The sequence below is a fragment of the Chryseobacterium sp. G0162 genome (assembly GCF_003815715.1).
Classification (GTDB): domain Bacteria; phylum Bacteroidota; class Bacteroidia; order Flavobacteriales; family Weeksellaceae; genus Chryseobacterium.
This window is the reverse complement of sequence record NZ_CP033922.1, coordinates 1,938,099-1,957,943: the sequence shown is the minus strand read 5'-3', so window position 1 is coordinate 1,957,943 and position 19,845 is coordinate 1,938,099. Positions and strand designations below refer to the sequence as shown.

Sequence of the window (19,845 nt, the reverse complement as noted above, 5' to 3'; positions counted from 1 at the left end):
AATGAAAGAATTTATACAAACACTTAAAAATATTTGGAGTCTTAAAGAATTGAGAGATAAAATTCTCTTCACTTTAGGGATTATCCTTGTGTATAGATTCGCATCTTATATCTCACTTCCCGCAATTAACCTTGCAGAGGTGGGAGATCTCTTAGAGCATTATAAAAATCAAGGCGGTAACAAGCAAGGAGCAGGTCTCCTTGGCTTGCTTTCGTCGTTTACGGGGGGAGCTTTCAGCCACGCTTCCGTAATGGCGTTAGGAATCATGCCTTATATTTCTGCTTCTATTATTGTTCAGTTGATGGGGATGGCTATTCCTTATCTTCAGAAGCTTCAGAAAGATGGAGAGTCAGGTAGAAATACATTGAACCAAATTACAAGATGGTTAACGATCGGGGTTTGTCTGGTACAGGCACCTTCTTACTTAACTTCTATTACTCAATTATTCTTACCGTATGCTCAGTTCCAATCTGCATATTTTGTAGAACCAAATTCGATTATGTTCTGGTTACCAAGTATTGTTATCTTGGTAGGTGGTTCAGTATTCGCAATGTGGTTAGGTGAAAAGATTACCGATAAGGGAATCGGAAATGGTATCTCTATCCTTATTATGGTGGGGATCCTTTCAAGATTACCTGAGGCATTCGTACAGGAGATGGCCGTGCAGAACGGAAAAGGAGGAATGGGATCTATCATGATCCTTATCGAAGTATTATTCTGGATGTTGGTAGTTCTTTTAGCAGTGATTTTATCAGTTGCTGTTAGAAAAATTCCTATTCAGTATGTAAGCAGAGCTCAAGCAAGAGGAGGTGTAAACAAGAATCTTATGCAGGGCGCAAGACAATGGATTCCATTGAAAGTAAATGCTGCTGGTGTAATGCCAATTATCTTTGCTCAGGCATTGATGTTCGTACCAGGATTATTAACAAAATTCGATGAGTCCAACACTTTTCTTGCAGGTTTCAAGAATGTTTTTAGCTGGCAGTACAATGTATTGTTTGCGCTATTAATTATTATCTTCTCGTTTTTCTATACTGCAATTACAATTCCGGTAAACCAAATGGCTGATGATTTAAAGAGAAATGGAGGTTTAGTACCGAAAGTAAGACCCGGAAAAGAGACAGCAGATTACTTAGATGATATTTTATCAAAAATTACCTTGCCAGGTGCAATTTTTTTATCTATCTTTGCAGTCCTTCCAGCAATTGTGCATGGAAGCTTTGTTCAGACAGATGCGTTTGCCCTATTTTTCGGGGGAACGTCACTATTGATTATGGTAGGTGTAATTTTAGATACAGTTCAACAGATTAATACATATCTGCTGAATCATCATTATGATGGCTTAATGCAGTCTAAACTGTCTAGAACGACTGGATATTAATTTATGGCAAAACAAAAACATATTGAACAAGACGGCGTTATAACGGAAGCACTTTCGAACGCTCAGTTCCGTGTAGAACTTGAAAATGGGCATATTCTTATTGCTCATATTTCTGGTAAAATGCGAATGCACTATATTAAACTTTTACCTGGTGATAAGGTAAAACTAGAAATGTCTCCCTATGATTTAACGAAAGGGAGGATCACATTTAGATATTAAAACATTTAGCCAAATGGAATACTCATTCCATTTGGCATTTGTAAAAAATAAATACTATCAAAATGAAAGTAAGAGCATCAATTAAAAAAAGAAGCGCTGATTGCAAAATCGTACGCAGAAAAGGTGTACTATTCGTAATCAACAAGAAGAACCCAAAATTTAAACAAAGACAAGGTTAACATTAAATTATGGCGAGAATTGCAGGTATTGATTTACCAAAAAACAAAAGAGGTGTTATCGGTTTAACTTACATCTATGGAGTAGGAAGAAATACTTCTTCTGAAATCCTTAAAGCTGCCGGTATCAGCGAAGACAAGAAAGTCAACGAATGGAATGACGATGAATTGGCTGCAATCAGAACATATATCTCTGAAAACGTAAAAGTAGAAGGAGAATTAAGATCTGAAGTGCAATTGAACATCAAGAGATTGATGGACATAGGATGCCAACGAGGAATACGTCACAGACTTGGATTACCTTTAAGAGGCCAGAGAACGAAAAACAACTCTAGAACACGTAAAGGGAAGAGAAAAACTGTTGCTAACAAGAAAAAAGCTAGTAAATAATCGTTAGGAATTATGGCAAAACAAACTAAAGTAGTTAAAAAAAGAAAAGTAAAAGTTGAAGCTATTGGTGAAGCTCATATTCAAGCTTCTTTCAATAACATCATCATTTCTTTAACAAATAAAAACGGAGAGGTTATCTCTTGGGCTTCTGCCGGTAAAATGGGATTCAGAGGTTCTAAAAAGAATACTCCATTTGCTGCTCAGATGGCAGCTGAAAATTGCTCTGCTGTAGCTCACGAAGCTGGTTTAAGAAGAGTAAAGGTGTTTGTGAAAGGTCCAGGTGCAGGTAGAGAATCTGCAATCAGATCTATCCACAATTCAGGAATTGAAGTTAGCGAAATCGTTGATGTGACTCCAATGCCACACAACGGATGTAGACCACCAAAAAGAAGAAGAGTTTAATTTTTAGAATTTACCCATTATGGCAAGATATATTGGACCTAAAACTAAGATTGCTAGAAAGTTTGGTGCTGCAATCTACGGAGATGATAAGAACTTCGAAAAAAGAAAGAACCAACCGCCAGGACAACACGGTCCTAACAAGAGAAGAGGTGCTAAAAAATCAGAATATGCAGTTCAGTTAGCTGAAAAACAAAAAGCTAAATATACTTACGGTATTTTAGAAAGACAGTTTGCTAACTTATTTGAAAAAGCACACAGAAGTAAAGGTGTAACAGGGGAAGTTCTATTACAACTTTGTGAATCAAGATTGGATAACGTAGTATACAGATTAGGTTTTGCTAAAACTAGATCTGGTGCAAGACAATTAGTTTCTCACAGACACATTACTGTGAACGGAGAGATTCTTAATATCCCTTCTTATTTGGTAAAAGCTGGTGATGTAATCGCTGTAAGAGAAAAGTCTAAGTCTCTTGAAGTTGTTACCAATGCATTGGCTTCTAAGTCAAACTATGAGTGGTTACAATTCAACGATGAGAAGAAAGAAGGTACCTTCATTTCTGCTCCTGAAAGAATCCAAATTCCGGAGGACATTAAGGAGAACCTTATCGTCGAACTTTACTCTAAATAATTTTTTAATCAAATTTTTGCTCAACCCAATAATATGGCAATTTTACAATTCATAAAACCCGATAAAGTAATTTTACTTAACTCTGATGAATTTAAAGGTCAATTTGAATTCAGACCTTTAGAACCAGGTTTCGGGCTTACAATCGGTAATGCTTTGAGAAGAGTGTTGCTTTCTTCTCTGGAAGGATACGCTATTTCATCTATCAAAATAGAAGGTGTAGAGCACGAATTTTCAACTATTCCAGGAGTAATCGAAGACGTTACCGAAATTATTCTTAACCTAAAGCAGGTTAGATTAAAAGCTTCAGCAGAAGGCCAGGCTAACGAGCAGGTTGTTGCTAAAGTTTCAGGTCAAACGATTATTACTGCTGGTGATTTAGGAAAATCGATCAACGGATTCGAGGTTTTAAACCCGGATTTAGTGATTTGTAACCTAAATACTGATGTAACTTTCGAAATTACTTTCAATATTGAAAAAGGTAGAGGATATGTTCCTTCAGAACAAAATAAGTCAAACAATGCACCTGTAGGTACTATTGCTATTGACTCTATTTTCACGCCGATCAAGAAAGTACAGTATAGCATTGAAAATTATCGTGTAGAGCAAAAAACAGACTACGAAAAACTTGTATTAGATATAGAAACTGATGGGTCTATTAGCCCTCAGAATGCTTTAACAGAAGCTTCTAAGATATTAATTTATCACTTCATGTTATTCTCTGATGAGAGAATCACGCTTGAAACTGAAGCTGTAAAAGCATCTATTCAATATGATGAAGAAACTCTTCACACAAGACAACTTCTTAAGTCTAAATTAGCAGATATGGATCTTTCTGTAAGAGCCCTTAACTGTCTAAAAGCAGCGGAAGTAGAAACTCTTGGAGAATTGGTTTCTTACAGTAAGTCTGATTTGATGAAATTCAGAAATTTTGGTAAAAAATCTTTGACAGAACTAGAAGAATTAGTGCATTCAAAAGGTCTTAACTTCGGTTTCGACGTTGCAAAATATAAGTTAGACGCTGATAAATAATTAATAATGAGACACGGTAAAAAATTCAATCACTTAGGAAGAACAGCTTCTCACAGAAGTGCTTTACTTTCTAATATGGCTTGTTCTCTAATTGAGCATAAAAGAATCAACACTACTGTAGCTAAAGCTAAAGCTTTAAGAGTATATGTTGAGCCTCTATTAACAAAAGCAAAAGAAGATACTACACACAACAGAAGAGTAGTATTCTCTTACCTTCAAAATAAATTTGCGGTTGCTGAATTATTCAGAACTGTAGCTCCTAAAATCGCTGAAAGAAACGGTGGTTATACAAGAATCATTAAGACAGGTTTCAGACCAGGTGATGCTGCTGATATGGCTCTTATCGAATTGGTAGATTTCAACGAGCTTTACAACCCTAATGCTGAAGAGAAAAAAGCTACAAGAAGAAGCAGAAGATCTACACCAGCTAAAGCAGCAGTTGTTGCTGATGCTCCAGTTGTAGAAGAAAAAGTAGAAGAAGCTAAAGCTGACACTACTGAAGAAAAAACTGAAGAATAATATTCATTCAGATATAAAATGAAAACCATCCGGATTCCGGATGGTTTTTTTTATGCCGTATAGACTATAGAGAGTTGACTCTAATTTTATGCTTAATAAGAAAGTCAATGTAAAAAGCCGTCCCATGGGACGGCTTATATTTTTATATTTTGGTTCTTTTTAATTCAATAATATTGCTGCCTTGCTCAAGGTGAAGACTATCACCTTTTACTCTTGCAGTCATATCATCTTTCTTATAAATGGTTTCATCACCTTTGGTATCTGTTTTAGGTAAAGTAAATGTTTTTTTGTTACTGGTAATGGCTACAGTACTTTCCTTCGGATCATTTTTGAAAACAACCTTTACCAGAGTACCATCTGTTGCTTTATAAACGAAATCTGTTTTTTCGTATTTTTTACCATTGACATCTACTATGGTTGAACTTTCATTTACAGAATCAATCTTTCCGTTATTATCTGTAACTACGGTTTCTGAGCTGTCTGTTTTAATAATACTCTTATTTCCGCTTTCACTTTTTTTGCAGCTGATTACACTTAATGTAAGCACAGCGCCTAGTGCTAAAAGACTTTTTTTCATGATTATATTATTTGAATTCAATATGATTTTTACCTTTTAATTTTACAAAAATCATGCCTTACAATATCATGATTTTTTGCTGTTTTTACAAGTAACTTGTATTTTTTATTCTTGGTTTTGACTCATGAAATCATTCTCAATATAATGCGGTTAGGGTGAATTAACATTTATTAAAAAAAAATGGTTTTGGATTGGAAAAATAATTAATTTTAATAAGATTAAAAACTAACCATAATGCTAAACTCAAACTTTAGGATTACACAAAAGTGTAATTGACTCCGTTTTATTTTCTGCTGATATTTGTTTCAAATAATAAAGACATGAGCATTTCCATTGCCATAGTAGAAGACGAGAAGAACTACAACAATGCGTTGAAGAAGGTAATCAATTACCAACAGGATATGAAAGTAGTGGCTCAGTTCTTTGATGGGAATGATGCCCTGAAAAACCTTCCTGATATTTCTCCCAATGTTGTCATGATGGATATCCAGCTACAGGATATGCTGGGAATTGAAATCATTGAAAAGCTTAAAAAAGACATGCCCGAAACCCAGTTCATTATGTGTACCAGTTTTGAAGATGATGAAAAGATCTTTAATTCTTTAAAAGCTGGAGCCATAGGATACCTTGTGAAAGGAGAAAGCATGGACAAAATACTTTCCTCAATTCGGGATGTCTATAATGGAGGTGCTCCCATGAGCTTCTCTATTGCCCGGAGAGTTCTTCAGCATTTTGAAAGGACACTTTCCGAAATTAAAGGCTTCGATGAATTGACTGGCAGGGAAAAAGAAATTCTTGAACTTCTTTCACAGGGACTTCTCTACAAAGAAATTGCCGATAAAAAATGCATCAGTATGGATACTGTGAAAAAGCATGTGGGAAATATTTACCGAAAACTCCACGTCAATAATAAAGTGGAGGCTATTAATAAATTTAACCATTTTAAAAACTAAGACATTATGAAAACCAAACTATCAGAACTTTTTTTTCATGAAAACATTGAAGAAATGCCAAAATCTTTTCTTGAAGCTTTTGCCGTAAGCCCTTTACCAGAAAGTGATTTTATTGAACTTACAGGAGAATTTAAACGCTTAAAAAACCAAAATGAAATTTCCTTTACGGACTCTTTAATAGTTGACGCAGCGCTTATTCAGATTATTTTAAGATCTTCAAAAAAGTATGTTAACTTCTGCTTTGTTGAAAAAAATAAAAATATTTCTTTAATGATCCATTTATCTGACAGTATTGTCTCTTTAGACTCTGACGATGAAGTCTATAGTCTGGAAGAAGTTCAGAATGGAGGACTCACGGTATATAATTTAATTCCATCAACGGATCTCGTTGACTTTCTTAAGGAAAAGAAAAATTATGAGGCGGGACTTGGAGATTATGTGGATAGAATAACCAATATGGTTAATACCCGCATTGTATCTTATGAGGTGGACGATATCGCTCTATTTAATTTTAATATTTCTAAATCTTATTCTGCTATGTGGAGATTTTTTAAATATGTTAAAATAAGTTTTATTCTGTTTAAAAGAATAAAAGGATCAATTCTCGATCCTGAATATAAAAAAAGACTAGGAAGACTTTCAATTGCTATGCAATATTGTTTTGAAACTCAAGATCCGGAAGGTAAACAGATGTCTTTTAGCAATCCTTCTGATATAACCAGTTTATGGCCTTAACCGTATTTTATTATATATATTGTTGTAGTTTATTAACGCTTACAATATTATTTTTCACTTTGGGAATAAGAAAGAAATTTTATTCCCAAAGTTTCTTTTTTATATATCTGTTAGTCACTTTATTAGTAGATGTTGTCATGGGCTTTGCAGAAAAAATAATAAAGGTAGATGAACCTAACGCTATACGATTTAATTTTTATATCATTTTTTCAATGTTCTATTTTCTCTATTTGTATTGGGATAAAAAGCGTTGGAATATTTTTTTAATTATTCTTTCGGCTCTGTGTTTATTCTTTATTTATGTGTTGAAAATAGATCTCCTGAACAATATTTTCGATTTGAAATTAGGCTTCATTATCTCTTTTTTTTATATCATTCTTTCATTGTCATGGCTTTTGAAAAAAAACTATTATTTTGATGGAGCAAAGATTATAGATAATCCGTTATACTGGATCAGTCTTTCGCAAATTGTTTGGGCCAGCTTTTTTATTTTAAGAACAGTTCCCATGTATTATTTTAATGATTCTAATAAAGGTATTTTAAGCTTTAGCAAGATCCTTTTTATTGCCGGAAATTATATCTGTATTATCTTATACACTTTTTCGTATTTTAAATGGAAAAAAAATAGCTATGCCGGACAAGATTAAACTTACCATACTTTTAATAAGTATAATCATTGTTTTTATAGTGATAAGTTTGGCTTTTATAACCTATCTTTTTAATAAAAAAAGACTGCTTTTTATACAGGAACAGAAACTTCAGGAAGCAGAACATCAAAATCAGCTTCTCCAGAAAGAATTGGAAAAGCAAAAATCCATAGAGCAGGAACGTGAACGTATTTCTCATGATATGCATGATGATCTCGGTGCAGGTATCTCCGCACTGAAGCTTCAGGCAGAATTTTTAAAACAGAAGGCTGATGATGAAGATCTACAGAATGATATCGCAGAACTTCTGAAAACTTCCGAGGAAATGAATATTTCCATGCGGGAAATGCTTTGGAGTCTGAACTCAGGAAATGATACACTAGGAAGCTTTGTTGATTATGCCATACTTTATACCGGGAACTTTTTAAAGAAAACAAAAATTATCCTTCATTCAGAATGCGAAGACATTATTTCTGATACTCCCATTTCTACAGAGTTGAGACGTAATCTTTTTTTATGCTTAAAAGAAGCGGTTAACAATGTCTATAAACATAGTCAGGCAAATACACTAAAACTTTCATTCTCTCAAAATCAAAATCATTTTTTAATGAAGATTCAGGATAACGGAACCGGTATTCTTGAAGAACAATCAGAAGGAAACGGACTTAGAAATATGAAAAGAAGGATGAGTGAAGCGGAAGGGGAGTGTAAAGTATGCTCTACAAGTTCCGGAACTAATCTGATCTTCAAAGTTACATTGTAATTACTAATAATTTTTATTTACCGCACCATTAGAAATGGTGCGGTTTTGTTTTATAATCACCCTTTTGTGTAATTGACAGGTATATTTTTTAGAGGGAACTTTGATATATAAAACCAATAGCCATGAAAACTTTAATTAATGACAGTATTGAAGATTTAGAAACTGCTTTGAAAAACAACAGTGATCTTCAGGAGAAGTTTAAAACCAATCCTGTAGAGGCCATTAGAAGTGTGGAAATAAGAAATCCCAAAGACACGGATTACTGGATTTACAGGATTATTGTGATTATGCTTGGCCTGGCCATTATAGCCATTATCGCAGGACTCATTCTTCTTTCCTTTTGGAGTGAAGGAGAACCAGACAGTCAGCTGGTAACCATCTTTGCTACCATTTCATCAGGAGCCATTGGAGCTTTAGCTGGCCTTTTATCTCCTTCACCTAGAAAATAAATTATTAAACTTTAAAAACTAAAATTATGAAAACTAAAAAAGATCAATTAACAAGAATTATAAATACCCAATCTCAATTACTCAATCTTAAAATTATGGAACTACAGATGGGTAGTGTTTTATCAGGCACACAGGAAAATGACAGCAGATATGTTGCTGCTAAAAATATAAGACTTCCGGATGATGGATCTCAGATTACTGTTTCAATTTACTTTGGTGGGGAGGGGCAGTTAGGATCCGCTACACTTAAGGTTTTGAGAACCAATCAGGAAAGTAAATTCATTAAAGAATCTATTGACAATATTTTAATAGGAACATGTAATGAGCTTATTGGACATGTTTTGAATATAGAATCTTTTATACAGGATGTAAGTAGAGAGAGCAATAAAACTATTTTGACTGTAAAGATTAGAAATGCAGGAAAAGTTATTTATGATGATACCCATGTTTCTGAAGTTAAAACTGAAGGCGGAGTTTCATTATATACACATCATATTACATTTTATTAAAAAATAGCCATGAAAACATTAAAATTGACTTATGTACTAGTCCTTCTTTTACTTTCATATTTTTGTTTCGGGCAGGAAGAAAAAGAGAAAGGAATAGACTTAGATATACTAAGAGCTCAGGCATCACCAGGAGCGAATCTGTTAGGAATTGCTAATTCTGATATTGAAAAACCTACAGATCTTAAAAGTATCATGGTTGCATTAAGAGAGGGAACCAGTAATTTTTCAAGTTTACCTACTTCATTTGCTATTGATCTGGCACCATTTAAATTGAATGGAAATTATCAGGATTTAAGAGCTAATACTGATTTTGCTACAACATTTAAGCAGACATTTGTAACTTCTTTAGCTTATAAAGGAATAGCAGCAGATGAAGATCTGAATTTAGAAGAAAAATCAAGGATAGGTTTCGGGATAAAGTTTTCTATTAAAAGGGGAAAATTCAATAGTGAAACGATGAGTGCATTAGATAAAATTCACGAAGTCCATCAATTGTTACAGGAACGAAGAATCTGGGCGAATAATACCAGTCCGGAATTAGCCGAGCTTGACCGTATCAACAGCTCCCTTTTACACAAGAAAAGGCTTTTGGAAGATGCTGAAAAAACAAATACTGTAGAATATAAAGAATTAGAAAAACAGATCGAAGAAATTAGAATTGATATTGAGAACTATCATAAAAAAGTAATTGATGACGAAGAAAAAATACAGGAAATAACAAAAATAGCAAAAGACATTAAACTGGAACGCTTTGGTCTTTTCTTAGATATGTCAATGGGAACCGTTCTTGATTTTAGAACTAATACATTCAATAACTCACAAATATCTAAAGTGGGAGCTTGGCTTACCGGTGGTTATAATTGGCAGAAGAATCCTTCAACATTTATTTTTATGGCCAGATATTTATATAATCCGGATTCATCTTTGGCAAACCCATCATTGAAAAAAGAAAATCTGCATACTTTAGATATGGGTTCACGATTGATATTCAGACTATTTGATGATAAATTTTTTTTGAGTGGAGAATGTATTTATAGAAGTATTTTGAATAAATCAGATTTTGAAGCTTCCTGGAAATATCTTCTTAATTTTGAGTATGAGCTAACTAAAAACCAAAGGCTAACATTCTCATTCGGAAAAGACTTTAATGGCGACTATGAAAAGAAAGGTAACCTTATTGTGGCACTGAATTTATTAGTTGGACTAGGAAGAATGAAACTATAATAGAGAGATGATAGGTAAAAGAACATCAAACATCAATTTCAACTCTCCGGATTATAAGATCCGGAGAGTTTTTTAGCATAATTCCACCCTATCAATTCTCCTGTTTATCATAATATAAATTAACTAAAATTTAACTTGGATTTATTTCAAAAATATCTCCTGAAATACCCCTAAAAGTTAAATTTTGATTAAATTTGTCTAAACTAAAAAAAATAAAAAATGAGTGCAATTTCTTACATAGAAGCAAGACAGATTTTAGATTCCAGAGGTAATCCTACCATTGAAGTGGATGTATTTACAGAAAACGGAGCGATGGGACGTGCAGCTGTTCCTTCAGGAGCATCTACAGGAGAACATGAAGCCGTAGAATTACGTGACGGAGGTTCAGAATATCAGGGGAAAGGAGTTTTGAAAGCTGTTGAAAATGTAAAAGAAGTAATTGCAGAGAATTTAGTTGGACAGCCAGTTTTTGAACAAAACTATATCGATCAGATTATGATTGAGCTTGATGGTACTCCTAACAAAGGAAATCTAGGTGCTAATGCAATCCTTGGGGTTTCTTTGGCAGTAGCAAGAGCAGCTGCAGCAGAACTGGGAATGCCTTTATATAAATATGTAGGAGGGGTAAACGCAAACACGCTTCCTGTTCCAATGATGAATGTAATCAATGGTGGATCTCACTCAGATGCGCCTATCGCATTCCAGGAATTTATGATTATGCCGGTAAAAGCTGATTCTTTCTCTCATGCATTGAGAAAAGGAACAGAAATTTTCCACAATCTGAAATCAATCCTTAAAGGAAGAGGTCTTTCTACAGCAGTTGGTGATGAAGGAGGTTTTGCTCCTACATTCAACGGTACTGAAGACGCTTTAGATACTTTACTTCAGGCGATCGAAAAGGCAGGATATAAGCCAGGTGACGATATCATGTTGGCATTAGACTGTGCCGCTTCAGAATTCTACAAAGACGGAACTTACGATTACAGAAAATTTGAAGGAGATAAAGGAGCACACAGATCAAGAGAAGAACAGGTTTCTTACCTTGCTGAACTAGCTGCTAAATATCCAATCATTTCTATCGAAGACGGTATGCAGGAAGATGACTGGGAAGGATGGAAAATGTTAACTGATAAAATCGGTGACAGAGTACAATTGGTAGGTGATGATTTATTTGTAACTAACGTTGACAGATTATCAAGAGGAGTAAAAGAAGGAATTGCAAATTCAATCCTTGTAAAAGTAAACCAGATTGGTTCTCTTTCTGAAACAATGGCAGCAGTACAGATGGCTCAGAACAACAAATTTACTTCAGTAATGTCTCACAGATCTGGGGAAACTGAAGACTCTACCATTGCTGATTTAGCGGTTGCAATGAACTGTGGTCAAATTAAAACAGGTTCAGCTTCAAGATCAGACAGAATGGCAAAATACAACCAGTTGTTGAGAATTGAAGAAGCGCTAGGTGAAACTGCAATTTTCCCAGGTTTAGAAGCATTTAAAATAAAAAGATAATTGAATTTATAAATAACGGCAAGCGATAATTTTTGTTTGCCGTATTTTATGGAAAGTGGTATATTTAAAAAAAATAAATAAATAATGTCAGACAACAAAGTAATATTGAATTACGACGGTAATTCATATGAATATCCAATCGTGGATAGTACTATCGGAGACAGAGGGATTGATATTTCAAAATTAAGAGACCAGACAGGTTTAATCACTCTGGATTTAGGTTACAAAAATACAGGAGCTACTATTAGCGACATCACTTACTTAGACGGAGATAAAGGAGAATTATTCTACAGAGGTTATCCAATCGAGCAAATTGCTGAGAAATCTAACTTTACAGAAGTAATGTATCTTTTATTACATGGAGAATTACCTACTCAGGATCAATTTACTTCTTTCGACAACAATATTAAAAAATATAACTTCATCGCAGATGAGATGAAAAAGATCATTGATGTTTTTCCTCGTTCTGCTCACCCTATGGGAGTTTTATCTTCTATGACGTCTGCATTGACAGCTTTCAACCCGAAAGCCGTTAACGTAAACTCTAAAGAAGAAATGGATCACGCAGCTGAGCTGATGATCGCTAAATTCTCTCACCTTTGTGCTTGGACGTACAGAAAAACTCAAGGTTTACCATTAAACCACGGAGATAACAACCTAAGCTATGTAGAGAACTTCTACAAAATGGCATTCAGATTACCAAACGCTGATTTCGAAATCGATCCGGTAGTAGTAAATGCATTAGATAAACTATTAATCCTTCACGCTGACCACGAGCAAAACTGTTCTACTTCTACAGTAAGAATGGTAGGTTCTGCTCACACAGGTCTTTTTGCTTCTATCTCTGCTGGAGTATCTGCACTTTGGGGACCACTTCACGGTGGTGCTAACCAAGCTGTAATCGAAATGCTTGAGCTTATTGAGAAAGATGGTGGTGACGTATCTAAATATGTAGCTAAAGCTAAAGATAAAGGAGATAGCTTCCGTCTAATGGGATTCGGACACAGAGTGTACAAAAACTTCGATCCAAGAGCGAAAATTATCAAGAAAGCTGCTGATGATATCCTTAAAGCATTAGGAATTCAGGATAAGGCTCTTGATATTGCAATGCAGTTAGAAAGAGTAGCCCTTGAAGATGAGTACTTCGTAGAAAGAAAACTATATCCAAACGTAGACTTCTACTCTGGTATCATCTACAGAGCACTAGGAATTCCTACAGAAATGTTCACTGTAATGTTTGCATTAGGAAGACTACCAGGATGGATCTCTCAATGGAAAGAAATGAGATTGAAAGGAGACCCAATCGGAAGACCGAGACAGGTTTACCAAGGTGCTCAGGAAAGAAACTATATCGATATCGCAAGCAGATAATATTTGCTTTTACCATATCAAAATCCCAAGGCTTGCTTTGGGATTTTTTGTTTTTTAATGGTTAGGAGCTGTTTCCCGCTATCCACTTTTACTCCTCGCGCCCATGCTGTCCAAAACCTGCTGTGGGGTAGCCGTTTCTATCGGGGCTAAGGATATAGGGCATTATAATACCCGAACAACGTTATCCACAATGTTATCCACAACGCTTATTATTCAATAGAAACGGGCTTTAGCCCGTTTAGAAATAAAAAATTCCATTGGCTTTAGCCAAAACCTAAAAAAATCCCATCTATCTGGAATTCAATTCAATAATTTATTAAATTTACTCTTGTAAAAAGATAAGTTTCGGCTAAAGCCAAATGAATGATATTTATCGATGAAATGGACTAAAGTCCGTTTCTATTGATAGAACAATTGATATTAGAAAAATAAATAAGCCATGACCTTCGGACAGCAGATGCTTTTTTTCTTTAGTGCAGTAGGAGCCTTTAATGGGTTGCTGCTTGGTATTTATCTGCTGTTTGTCAAAAAACTGAAATGTATACCTGATTTTTTCCTTGGACTTCTTTTGCTCATGCTAAGTTTAAGAGTGGGAATCTCAGTATGCATCTACTTTTACCCTGATTTACCAAGATTAATTCCTTATTTGGGCTTGGCCGCATTGTTCTTTACAGGTCCAGCTTTATATTATTATGTGAAGGCATCTTTTCAACAGGAATATTTTGATTTGAAAAATTGCCGCATGTTATTTGGAATCCTTACTTTGGTCTTAGGAACTGTAGGTTTGCTTTATCTGTTCTTTCCTGTGACTTGGGATCGTTATATTGGAACTTTTATATACACCGTCTGGTCAGTATTTATTTGTCTCACAGTTTATCAGTATTATATTTTTTCTAAGCAGAATATTATAAGGACTAACAGATTTGTTCTTCCGGTTCTGATCAGTAATGTGATTATCTTTTTGACTTACCAGCTTATTTCTACAGGTTGGATACAGATCTATTGTGCAGGAGGAAGCTTGGTTTTTTCATTCGTTCTGTATGCTAATTTTTTAATCTTATTCAATAAAAAAGATCAGCAGATCCCGGTAAAAGATCCCGGGAACAGATATTCCAATAAAAAGATTTCCGAAGAGCAGGCGGATAATTTTGCTTCCAGATTAGAAAAACTGATGAACGCAGAAGAACTCTATAAAAATCCGAATCTTAAATTAAGTGACCTTGCCTTCAGAATGAATATATCGACTCATCAGCTTTCCCAGCTGTTGAACGATAACTTAGGTAAAAGTTTTTCCACCTACATTAATGAATACAGAATCGGTGAAGCCTGTGGAAAAATAGAAAATGGCTCTTATTTAAAAATTGAAGAGATTGGTTATGAAGTAGGATTCAACTCAAAATCAACTTTCTTTTCAACGTTCAAGAAAATAAAGAATACAACACCACTTTTATACAAGCAAACACAAACACCTTCTGATACTGGGTTTCATAGTCTTAATTTATAATTTCGTACTGCGGAATTTTAATTTCAAAACCTGATTTTTGCAACAAGCCAATACTTTTGATCTCATAAAATTTAAAAATTATGATGATCAAATTATGGTTCTTTCTGTTACTGCTTTTTCTTTCTGTTTTTGGTAATGCACAGCAAACCACAGGACAAAAGGTATCAGATTCTCTTGCTCAACAAAAGCCTCCGACAACAAACATTTCAGAAGTCGTGATCCAATCTGCCCCACGACGAATCAAATTAAATGATGGAAATTTGACGATGGCTGTTTCCGGTAATAAAGATTTTAAAACTTCTACCCATCTTCTCGATGTACTGAGAAAAACACCGGGAGTTACTGTTGATCAGGAAGAGGGAATTTTTATTGGGGGAAGAGAGACCCCCGCCATATTCATTGATGGCAAACCTATTGTAATGAGTAATCAGGAGTTGCAGGCTTATTTGCGGTCTTTATCACCAGAAATGGTAGAATCTATCGAAGTAAACACGAATCCATCTTCAAAATATGATGCTGAGTTTAAGGGAATTATCGACATTAAACTAAAAAAGAATACCAATCTGGGTTGGAAAGGAAGCTATAATGGAAATGTGTATGCATATAAGTTCAATTCCCGGGAGAATACTTTGAATATTACTTATAACACAGAAAAAGTAGCGTACAGTTTGCAGGCTGGATATAATGATGGAATCTCAGTTTACCGATACAATGCCCTACAAAGGCTAGCTAATACCAATGTTATGAGGACCAGGACCTATCAGGAGGATCAGATAAAGGTGTACAGCATTCAGGCAGGAGCTGATTTCAGATTGAATGATAAAAATAGACTAAGCCTGAATCTCAGAGGTAACTTCAGGGATATTGACCGGATGCGCTTAGGTTCATTATATACTACGGACAAAAGTGAAACACAGCTTGTTTTTAATACCGAAAATGAAAACCCAATGTACTATTTCCAGAACAATTACGGAATTACTACTGATTATTCTTTTCAGAATAAAGGATTTAAGATAAGTTTTTTAGGTAATTATCTTTCGGTGAAAAACAAACAGCAGGACGATTTTATTAATAAAGATAAGCCTTCTTCAGCAGTATTGTCCTATTGGAAATCTGACCTTGTCAATAAGATCGATATTTATACAGGACAAATTGATGCTTCTCAAAAAATAGGGGATGCAGAGATAGAAGCGGGGCTTAAATATAGCCAGTCTAATACCCATAACAATATGAGATATGACACGCTATCAGTAAATAACCAGTTTGTCTTCGATCCCGGGAGAACTAATCTGTTTTCCTACAAAGAGAAAATAGTTGCAGGTTATCTGGCATATAAACAAAAATTTGGAAAACTTCAGATCAATGCAGGATTAAGGTTTGAAAATACAAATAGTATTTCTGATGCTGTTACTGTAGATTCTATTGTTTCAAGAAATTATCTGGAATGGCTACCATCCTTCAGTGCAAATTATACTTTCAATAAATCTAATGAGTTTTCGTTGGCTTATAGCAGAAAAATAACAAGACCCGTTTTTTCACAGCTTAATCCGTTTCGGTATTACTTCAGTCCTTTGAATTACTGGATGGGAAATCCTTATTTGCAGCCTTCTTTTACCAGCCAGGTCAGAGCAACCTATCGATATAAAAATTGGATCACAAGTTTTACGGTAGGAAAAGAAAAAGATGTTATGACCCGTTATCCAAGATATAATCCGAAAACCAATGTATTGGAATATCTGGGAACGAACCTTCCGTACCGTAATTTTGCAGTGTTGGAAACAAGTTTTCCAGTGAAAATTACAAAATGGTGGAATATAACAAGCCAGATTACTGGATATTATAATTATGAGTTCAGACCTTATCTTGATCAGGTTTTTACACTGGGCATTTATAACTATGAAATCAGGGTAAATCAAGTGTTTACTTTACCCAAAGGATACACCATTAATCTATTTACTAATTATGAATCTAAAACCGGAAACAGTCTTTATATTATCAAACCACGTTATAGCATAGATCTATCCATTCAAAAATCCTGGTTGGATAATAAGCTGAACACGAAGATCGGCTATAATAATATTTTTGATACTTATGATCAAAAGTTAGAGTTTAGGTATAAACAGATTATAGACAATCAGTTTAGGCATTGGTGGGATAACAGCCGGTTCTTTTTTTCACTGAGTTATAGTTTTGGTGGTTCAAAATATCAGGCAAAAGAAACCCAGAGAACGGATGAAGAGAATAGAGCAAGATAAAAGAAAACCTGCTTGGAAAAGCAGGTTTATTATTTTATTAAGGGCAAACGCAGTTACCACATGTCCAGATTCTGCAGCTACCATCTTCATTCCACTCACAGCAGTATCTTTCTCTGTTTATTCCACCGATTACCGATTTTTGTTGCTCTCTTCCTAATTTTTGTGCGTTTTTTAGCACAGGATTTTTCTTGTTCATGATTTTGTTGTTTTTGATGTTAATAGATAGTTAAGTTCTGATTTTTTTATGGACATTGACATCTATCACAAGTATAGAGCGTGCATTTTCCTGACGGATCCCATTCACAGCATCTTTTGCCTGCTGAGATTCCTATTCCACCTACTACTGATTTTTGTTGCTCTCTTCCTAATTTTTGTGCGTTTTTTAGCACAGGATTTTTCTTGTTCATGATTTTGATTTTTTGATGTTGATAGTTAAGTTTTAAATAATATAATTTAATGATAAATTATATCACTAATATATGACTTTATTTTGTTTAAAAAAGAATTTTTTATTATTATGTGTGTGAAATTTAATAAGTTGTATTGTATTAAATAGAATTTCAACAATTTTTTATCATAAAATAAAGAAGATAGAGTACGGCTCAGAAAGGTGAAATTGAAAGTTACTGTTACAAAAACCCTTTTACATATAATTTGATGTAGGCGCATTAAAAAAGCCGTATCAAAATTCATGAAACGGCTTTCTCAATATTTTATGGACAACCACATCTGTTACATACCCAGAGGAAGCATGCTCCAGTAACATCATCATATTCACAGCATTTTCTAGGCCCTGTAAATTCACCTCCAATAATAAATTTTTGTTGGTCTCTTTCTAATTTTCGTGCATTTTTCAGCACAGGATTTTTCTTGTTCATGACTTTGATTTTTGATGTTAATAATAAAGTTTTAGCATATATAATTCCGCGAAAATTATATCACTAATGTAGGATGTTAAATTGTAAAAAAAATCTATTTTTCTGTTCTTATGTAGATGAAATATAGTAGGTTGTAGACGTTTTTGTGTGCTTTATACTACGGTTTGTTGGATAGGGGGAGAATTTCGCTAAAAGAAGGTGCTTGCAAAGGCCAAATTTCAGACATAAAATAATCCAAAAATTTTCTAGATAGAGACCTTTACTTATATTTGTAGTATTGCATAAATCTTTATGAGACTAAACATTAAAAACGAAACGGGTAGGCTGAAGTCAGTAGTTCTAGGCCAGCCTAATTCATTGGGAGCTGTTCCCACACTAGAGGAGAGTTATGACGCGAAGTCATATTACTCAATCGAACACAACATTTATCCTAAGGAAGTGGATATCATCAATGAGATGAACGCTTTTGAAACGGTATTAAAAAAGTATGACGTTGAAGTACTTCGTCCAAGCATTATCCAAGATTATAATCAGGTCTTTTCAAGAGATGTAGCCTTTGTAATTGACGATAAAATGATTATTTCCAACGTAATTGCAGACAGAGCAGATGAGCAGGAAGCATACAAAAGCGTATTTGAAAAAGTAGCCTGGAGAAAAATTATTAATCTTCCGGAAACAGCACATATTGAAGGCGGAGATGTTATCGTATGGAATGATTTTATTTTCATCGGAACCTGCTTCAGTGAAGATTACAGAAATTATAAAACGGCAAGAACCAACGAGTATGCCATTGAAATTTTAAAAGAATACTTTCCGAAGAAAAGAATTATTGATCTTGAACTGAAGAAAAATGATAAAGTACCTTTTGAAGGAATTTTACACCTGGACTGTACTTTCAATCCTGTAGGAGAAGACAAATGTATCATCTACAAAAACGGATTTGTAGACGAAAGCGATTACCGCCTAATCATCGATATTTTCGGAGAAGAAAACTGTTTCCACATCAACGATGAAGAAATGTTTGAAATGTTCCCGAATATTTTCTCTATTTCTCCAGATGTTGTAGTTTCAGACAAAGCATTCACGAGAATGAACAACCATTTAAGAAATGAGTGGGGAATGACTGTGGAAGAAATTCCTTACAGAGAAATCTCAAAAATGGGAGGACTGTTGAGATGCTCTACAATGCCTCTTGTAAGAGAGTAATTGAGTTATAGAGTAGGAAAGTATTAGAGTATTAGAGTAGGAGTGTTTTTAGGTTGGGAGAGTTTGAGTATAATTTTTTAATCTTAATTAATCATTATGTCAACAATTAAATTTCATCAAGACCTAAAAGTTTATCAAAAGTCTTTTGAGGCAGCTCAACAGATTTATGAATTCTCTAAGATCTTTCCAAAAGAAGAACTCTATTCTCTTACAGACCAGATAAGAAGATCATCAAGATCTGTTACAGCTAATATAAGTGAAGCATGGGGGAAAAGACGATATGAGAAATCCTTTATTGCTAAACTTACAGACTCTGAAGGCGAAGCACGGGAATCACAAACATGGCTTCAGTTTGCTTACGCCTGCAATTATATGAATGAAGAGCAATTTAATAATTTGCATAATCAGTATAATCAAATAATAGGGATGTTAATTAATATGATTAATCAGTCAGAAAAATGGTGCTCATTTTCTTCGTTTGATACGGAACAGAAGGATCGATAGACCAGACTGACAAC

At 34.4% G+C, this 19,845-nt stretch carries 23 protein-coding genes; 20 read left to right on the top strand and 3 right to left on the bottom strand.

Annotation, left to right across the window (positions count from 1 at the left end):
• Position 1 precedes the first annotated feature (1 nt).
• From secY to rplQ, 8 genes are all read left to right on the top strand, one after another.
• Positions 2 to 1,381: a preprotein translocase subunit SecY gene (gene secY, locus EG344_RS08975; RefSeq protein ID WP_045491124.1), complete on the top strand. Its 1,380-nt coding sequence runs from the start codon at positions 2 to 4 to the stop codon at positions 1,379 to 1,381.
• Positions 1,382 to 1,384: 3 nt separating this feature from the next.
• Positions 1,385 to 1,600: a translation initiation factor IF-1 gene (gene infA, locus EG344_RS08970; protein WP_034684855.1), complete on the top strand. Its 216-nt coding sequence runs from the start codon at positions 1,385 to 1,387 to the stop codon at positions 1,598 to 1,600.
• 62 nt (positions 1,601 to 1,662) lie between these two features.
• Positions 1,663 to 1,779, top strand: coding sequence for a 50S ribosomal protein L36 (rpmJ, locus tag EG344_RS08965; protein WP_007839480.1), 117 nt, complete (start codon positions 1,663 to 1,665; stop codon positions 1,777 to 1,779).
• 9 nt (positions 1,780 to 1,788) lie between these two features.
• On the top strand, positions 1,789 to 2,166 hold the full coding sequence (gene rpsM / locus EG344_RS08960; protein WP_034738759.1) for a 30S ribosomal protein S13: 378 nt from the start codon (positions 1,789 to 1,791) through the stop codon (positions 2,164 to 2,166).
• Positions 2,167 to 2,178: 12 nt separating this feature from the next.
• Entirely contained in the window at positions 2,179 to 2,568 is a 390-nt protein-coding gene (gene rpsK / locus EG344_RS08955; protein ID WP_034694697.1) for a 30S ribosomal protein S11, read from the top strand.
• Between the two features lie 19 nt (positions 2,569 to 2,587).
• Positions 2,588 to 3,196 carry a 30S ribosomal protein S4 gene (gene rpsD / locus EG344_RS08950; protein ID WP_045491111.1) on the top strand — a complete coding sequence of 203 codons (609 nt, stop codon included), beginning with the start codon at positions 2,588 to 2,590 and terminating at the stop codon, positions 3,194 to 3,196.
• Between the two features lie 33 nt (positions 3,197 to 3,229).
• Positions 3,230 to 4,225, top strand: coding sequence for a DNA-directed RNA polymerase subunit alpha (locus EG344_RS08945; protein WP_066695982.1), 996 nt, complete (start codon positions 3,230 to 3,232; stop codon positions 4,223 to 4,225).
• Positions 4,226 to 4,231: 6 nt separating this feature from the next.
• Positions 4,232 to 4,744 carry a 50S ribosomal protein L17 gene (gene rplQ, locus EG344_RS08940; RefSeq protein WP_105702140.1) on the top strand — a complete coding sequence of 171 codons (513 nt, stop codon included), beginning with the start codon at positions 4,232 to 4,234 and terminating at the stop codon, positions 4,742 to 4,744.
• Between the two features lie 142 nt (positions 4,745 to 4,886).
• Here rplQ and EG344_RS08935 read toward each other — a convergent pair whose 3' ends face one another.
• Positions 4,887 to 5,321, bottom strand: a complete 435-nt coding sequence (locus tag EG344_RS08935) for a hypothetical protein (protein ID WP_123909152.1) — start codon at positions 5,319 to 5,321, stop codon at positions 4,887 to 4,889.
• Positions 5,322 to 5,641: 320 nt separating this feature from the next.
• Here EG344_RS08935 and EG344_RS08930 point away from each other — a divergent pair, with 320 nt between their 5' ends.
• From EG344_RS08930 to EG344_RS08885, 10 genes are all read left to right on the top strand, one after another.
• Positions 5,642 to 6,274 carry a response regulator transcription factor gene (locus tag EG344_RS08930; RefSeq protein WP_123909151.1) on the top strand — a complete coding sequence of 211 codons (633 nt, stop codon included), beginning with the start codon at positions 5,642 to 5,644 and terminating at the stop codon, positions 6,272 to 6,274.
• A 6-nt stretch (positions 6,275 to 6,280) separates the two neighbouring features.
• Positions 6,281 to 7,009: a hypothetical protein gene (locus EG344_RS08925; protein WP_123909150.1), complete on the top strand. Its 729-nt coding sequence runs from the start codon at positions 6,281 to 6,283 to the stop codon at positions 7,007 to 7,009.
• A gap of 630 nt (positions 7,010 to 7,639) precedes the next feature.
• Positions 7,640 to 8,419, top strand: coding sequence for a sensor histidine kinase (locus EG344_RS08920; protein WP_123909149.1), 780 nt, complete (start codon positions 7,640 to 7,642; stop codon positions 8,417 to 8,419).
• Between the two features lie 122 nt (positions 8,420 to 8,541).
• Positions 8,542 to 8,868: a hypothetical protein gene (locus tag EG344_RS08915; RefSeq protein ID WP_123909148.1), complete on the top strand. Its 327-nt coding sequence runs from the start codon at positions 8,542 to 8,544 to the stop codon at positions 8,866 to 8,868.
• A 26-nt stretch (positions 8,869 to 8,894) separates the two neighbouring features.
• Positions 8,895 to 9,377 carry a hypothetical protein gene (locus tag EG344_RS08910; protein WP_123909147.1) on the top strand — a complete coding sequence of 161 codons (483 nt, stop codon included), beginning with the start codon at positions 8,895 to 8,897 and terminating at the stop codon, positions 9,375 to 9,377.
• A 9-nt stretch (positions 9,378 to 9,386) separates the two neighbouring features.
• Complete coding sequence (locus EG344_RS08905; protein ID WP_123909146.1) at positions 9,387 to 10,601, top strand: hypothetical protein; 1,215 nt, start codon at positions 9,387 to 9,389, stop codon at positions 10,599 to 10,601.
• Between the two features lie 219 nt (positions 10,602 to 10,820).
• Complete coding sequence (gene eno / locus EG344_RS08900) at positions 10,821 to 12,113, top strand: phosphopyruvate hydratase (protein WP_045491082.1); 1,293 nt, start codon at positions 10,821 to 10,823, stop codon at positions 12,111 to 12,113.
• An 84-nt stretch (positions 12,114 to 12,197) separates the two neighbouring features.
• On the top strand, positions 12,198 to 13,484 hold the full coding sequence (locus EG344_RS08895; RefSeq protein WP_065395929.1) for a citrate synthase: 1,287 nt from the start codon (positions 12,198 to 12,200) through the stop codon (positions 13,482 to 13,484).
• 439 nt (positions 13,485 to 13,923) lie between these two features.
• Positions 13,924 to 14,988 carry a helix-turn-helix domain-containing protein gene (locus tag EG344_RS08890; RefSeq protein WP_123909145.1) on the top strand — a complete coding sequence of 355 codons (1,065 nt, stop codon included), beginning with the start codon at positions 13,924 to 13,926 and terminating at the stop codon, positions 14,986 to 14,988.
• An 80-nt stretch (positions 14,989 to 15,068) separates the two neighbouring features.
• The gene (locus EG344_RS08885; protein WP_123909144.1) at positions 15,069 to 17,243 is read left to right on the top strand and encodes an outer membrane beta-barrel protein; all 2,175 of its coding nucleotides are present in this window, start codon (positions 15,069 to 15,071) and stop codon (positions 17,241 to 17,243) included.
• A 37-nt stretch (positions 17,244 to 17,280) separates the two neighbouring features.
• Here the strand turns inward: EG344_RS08885 and EG344_RS23880 are convergent, their stop codons facing one another.
• Both EG344_RS23880 and EG344_RS23875 read right to left on the bottom strand, forming a co-directional pair.
• Positions 17,281 to 17,439 carry a hypothetical protein gene (locus EG344_RS23880; protein WP_164464413.1) on the bottom strand — a complete coding sequence of 53 codons (159 nt, stop codon included), beginning with the start codon at positions 17,437 to 17,439 and terminating at the stop codon, positions 17,281 to 17,283.
• 517 nt (positions 17,440 to 17,956) lie between these two features.
• Complete coding sequence (locus EG344_RS23875; RefSeq protein WP_164464412.1) at positions 17,957 to 18,121, bottom strand: hypothetical protein; 165 nt, start codon at positions 18,119 to 18,121, stop codon at positions 17,957 to 17,959.
• A 291-nt stretch (positions 18,122 to 18,412) separates the two neighbouring features.
• Here EG344_RS23875 and EG344_RS08880 point away from each other — a divergent pair, with 291 nt between their 5' ends.
• Positions 18,413 to 19,327 (top strand): dimethylarginine dimethylaminohydrolase family protein, encoded by a 915-nt coding sequence (locus tag EG344_RS08880; RefSeq protein WP_123909143.1) that lies wholly within the window; start codon positions 18,413 to 18,415, stop codon positions 19,325 to 19,327.
• Positions 19,328 to 19,423: 96 nt separating this feature from the next.
• Positions 19,424 to 19,831, top strand: a complete 408-nt coding sequence (locus tag EG344_RS08875) for a four helix bundle protein (protein WP_123909142.1) — start codon at positions 19,424 to 19,426, stop codon at positions 19,829 to 19,831.
• Positions 19,832 to 19,845: the final 14 nt, after the last annotated feature.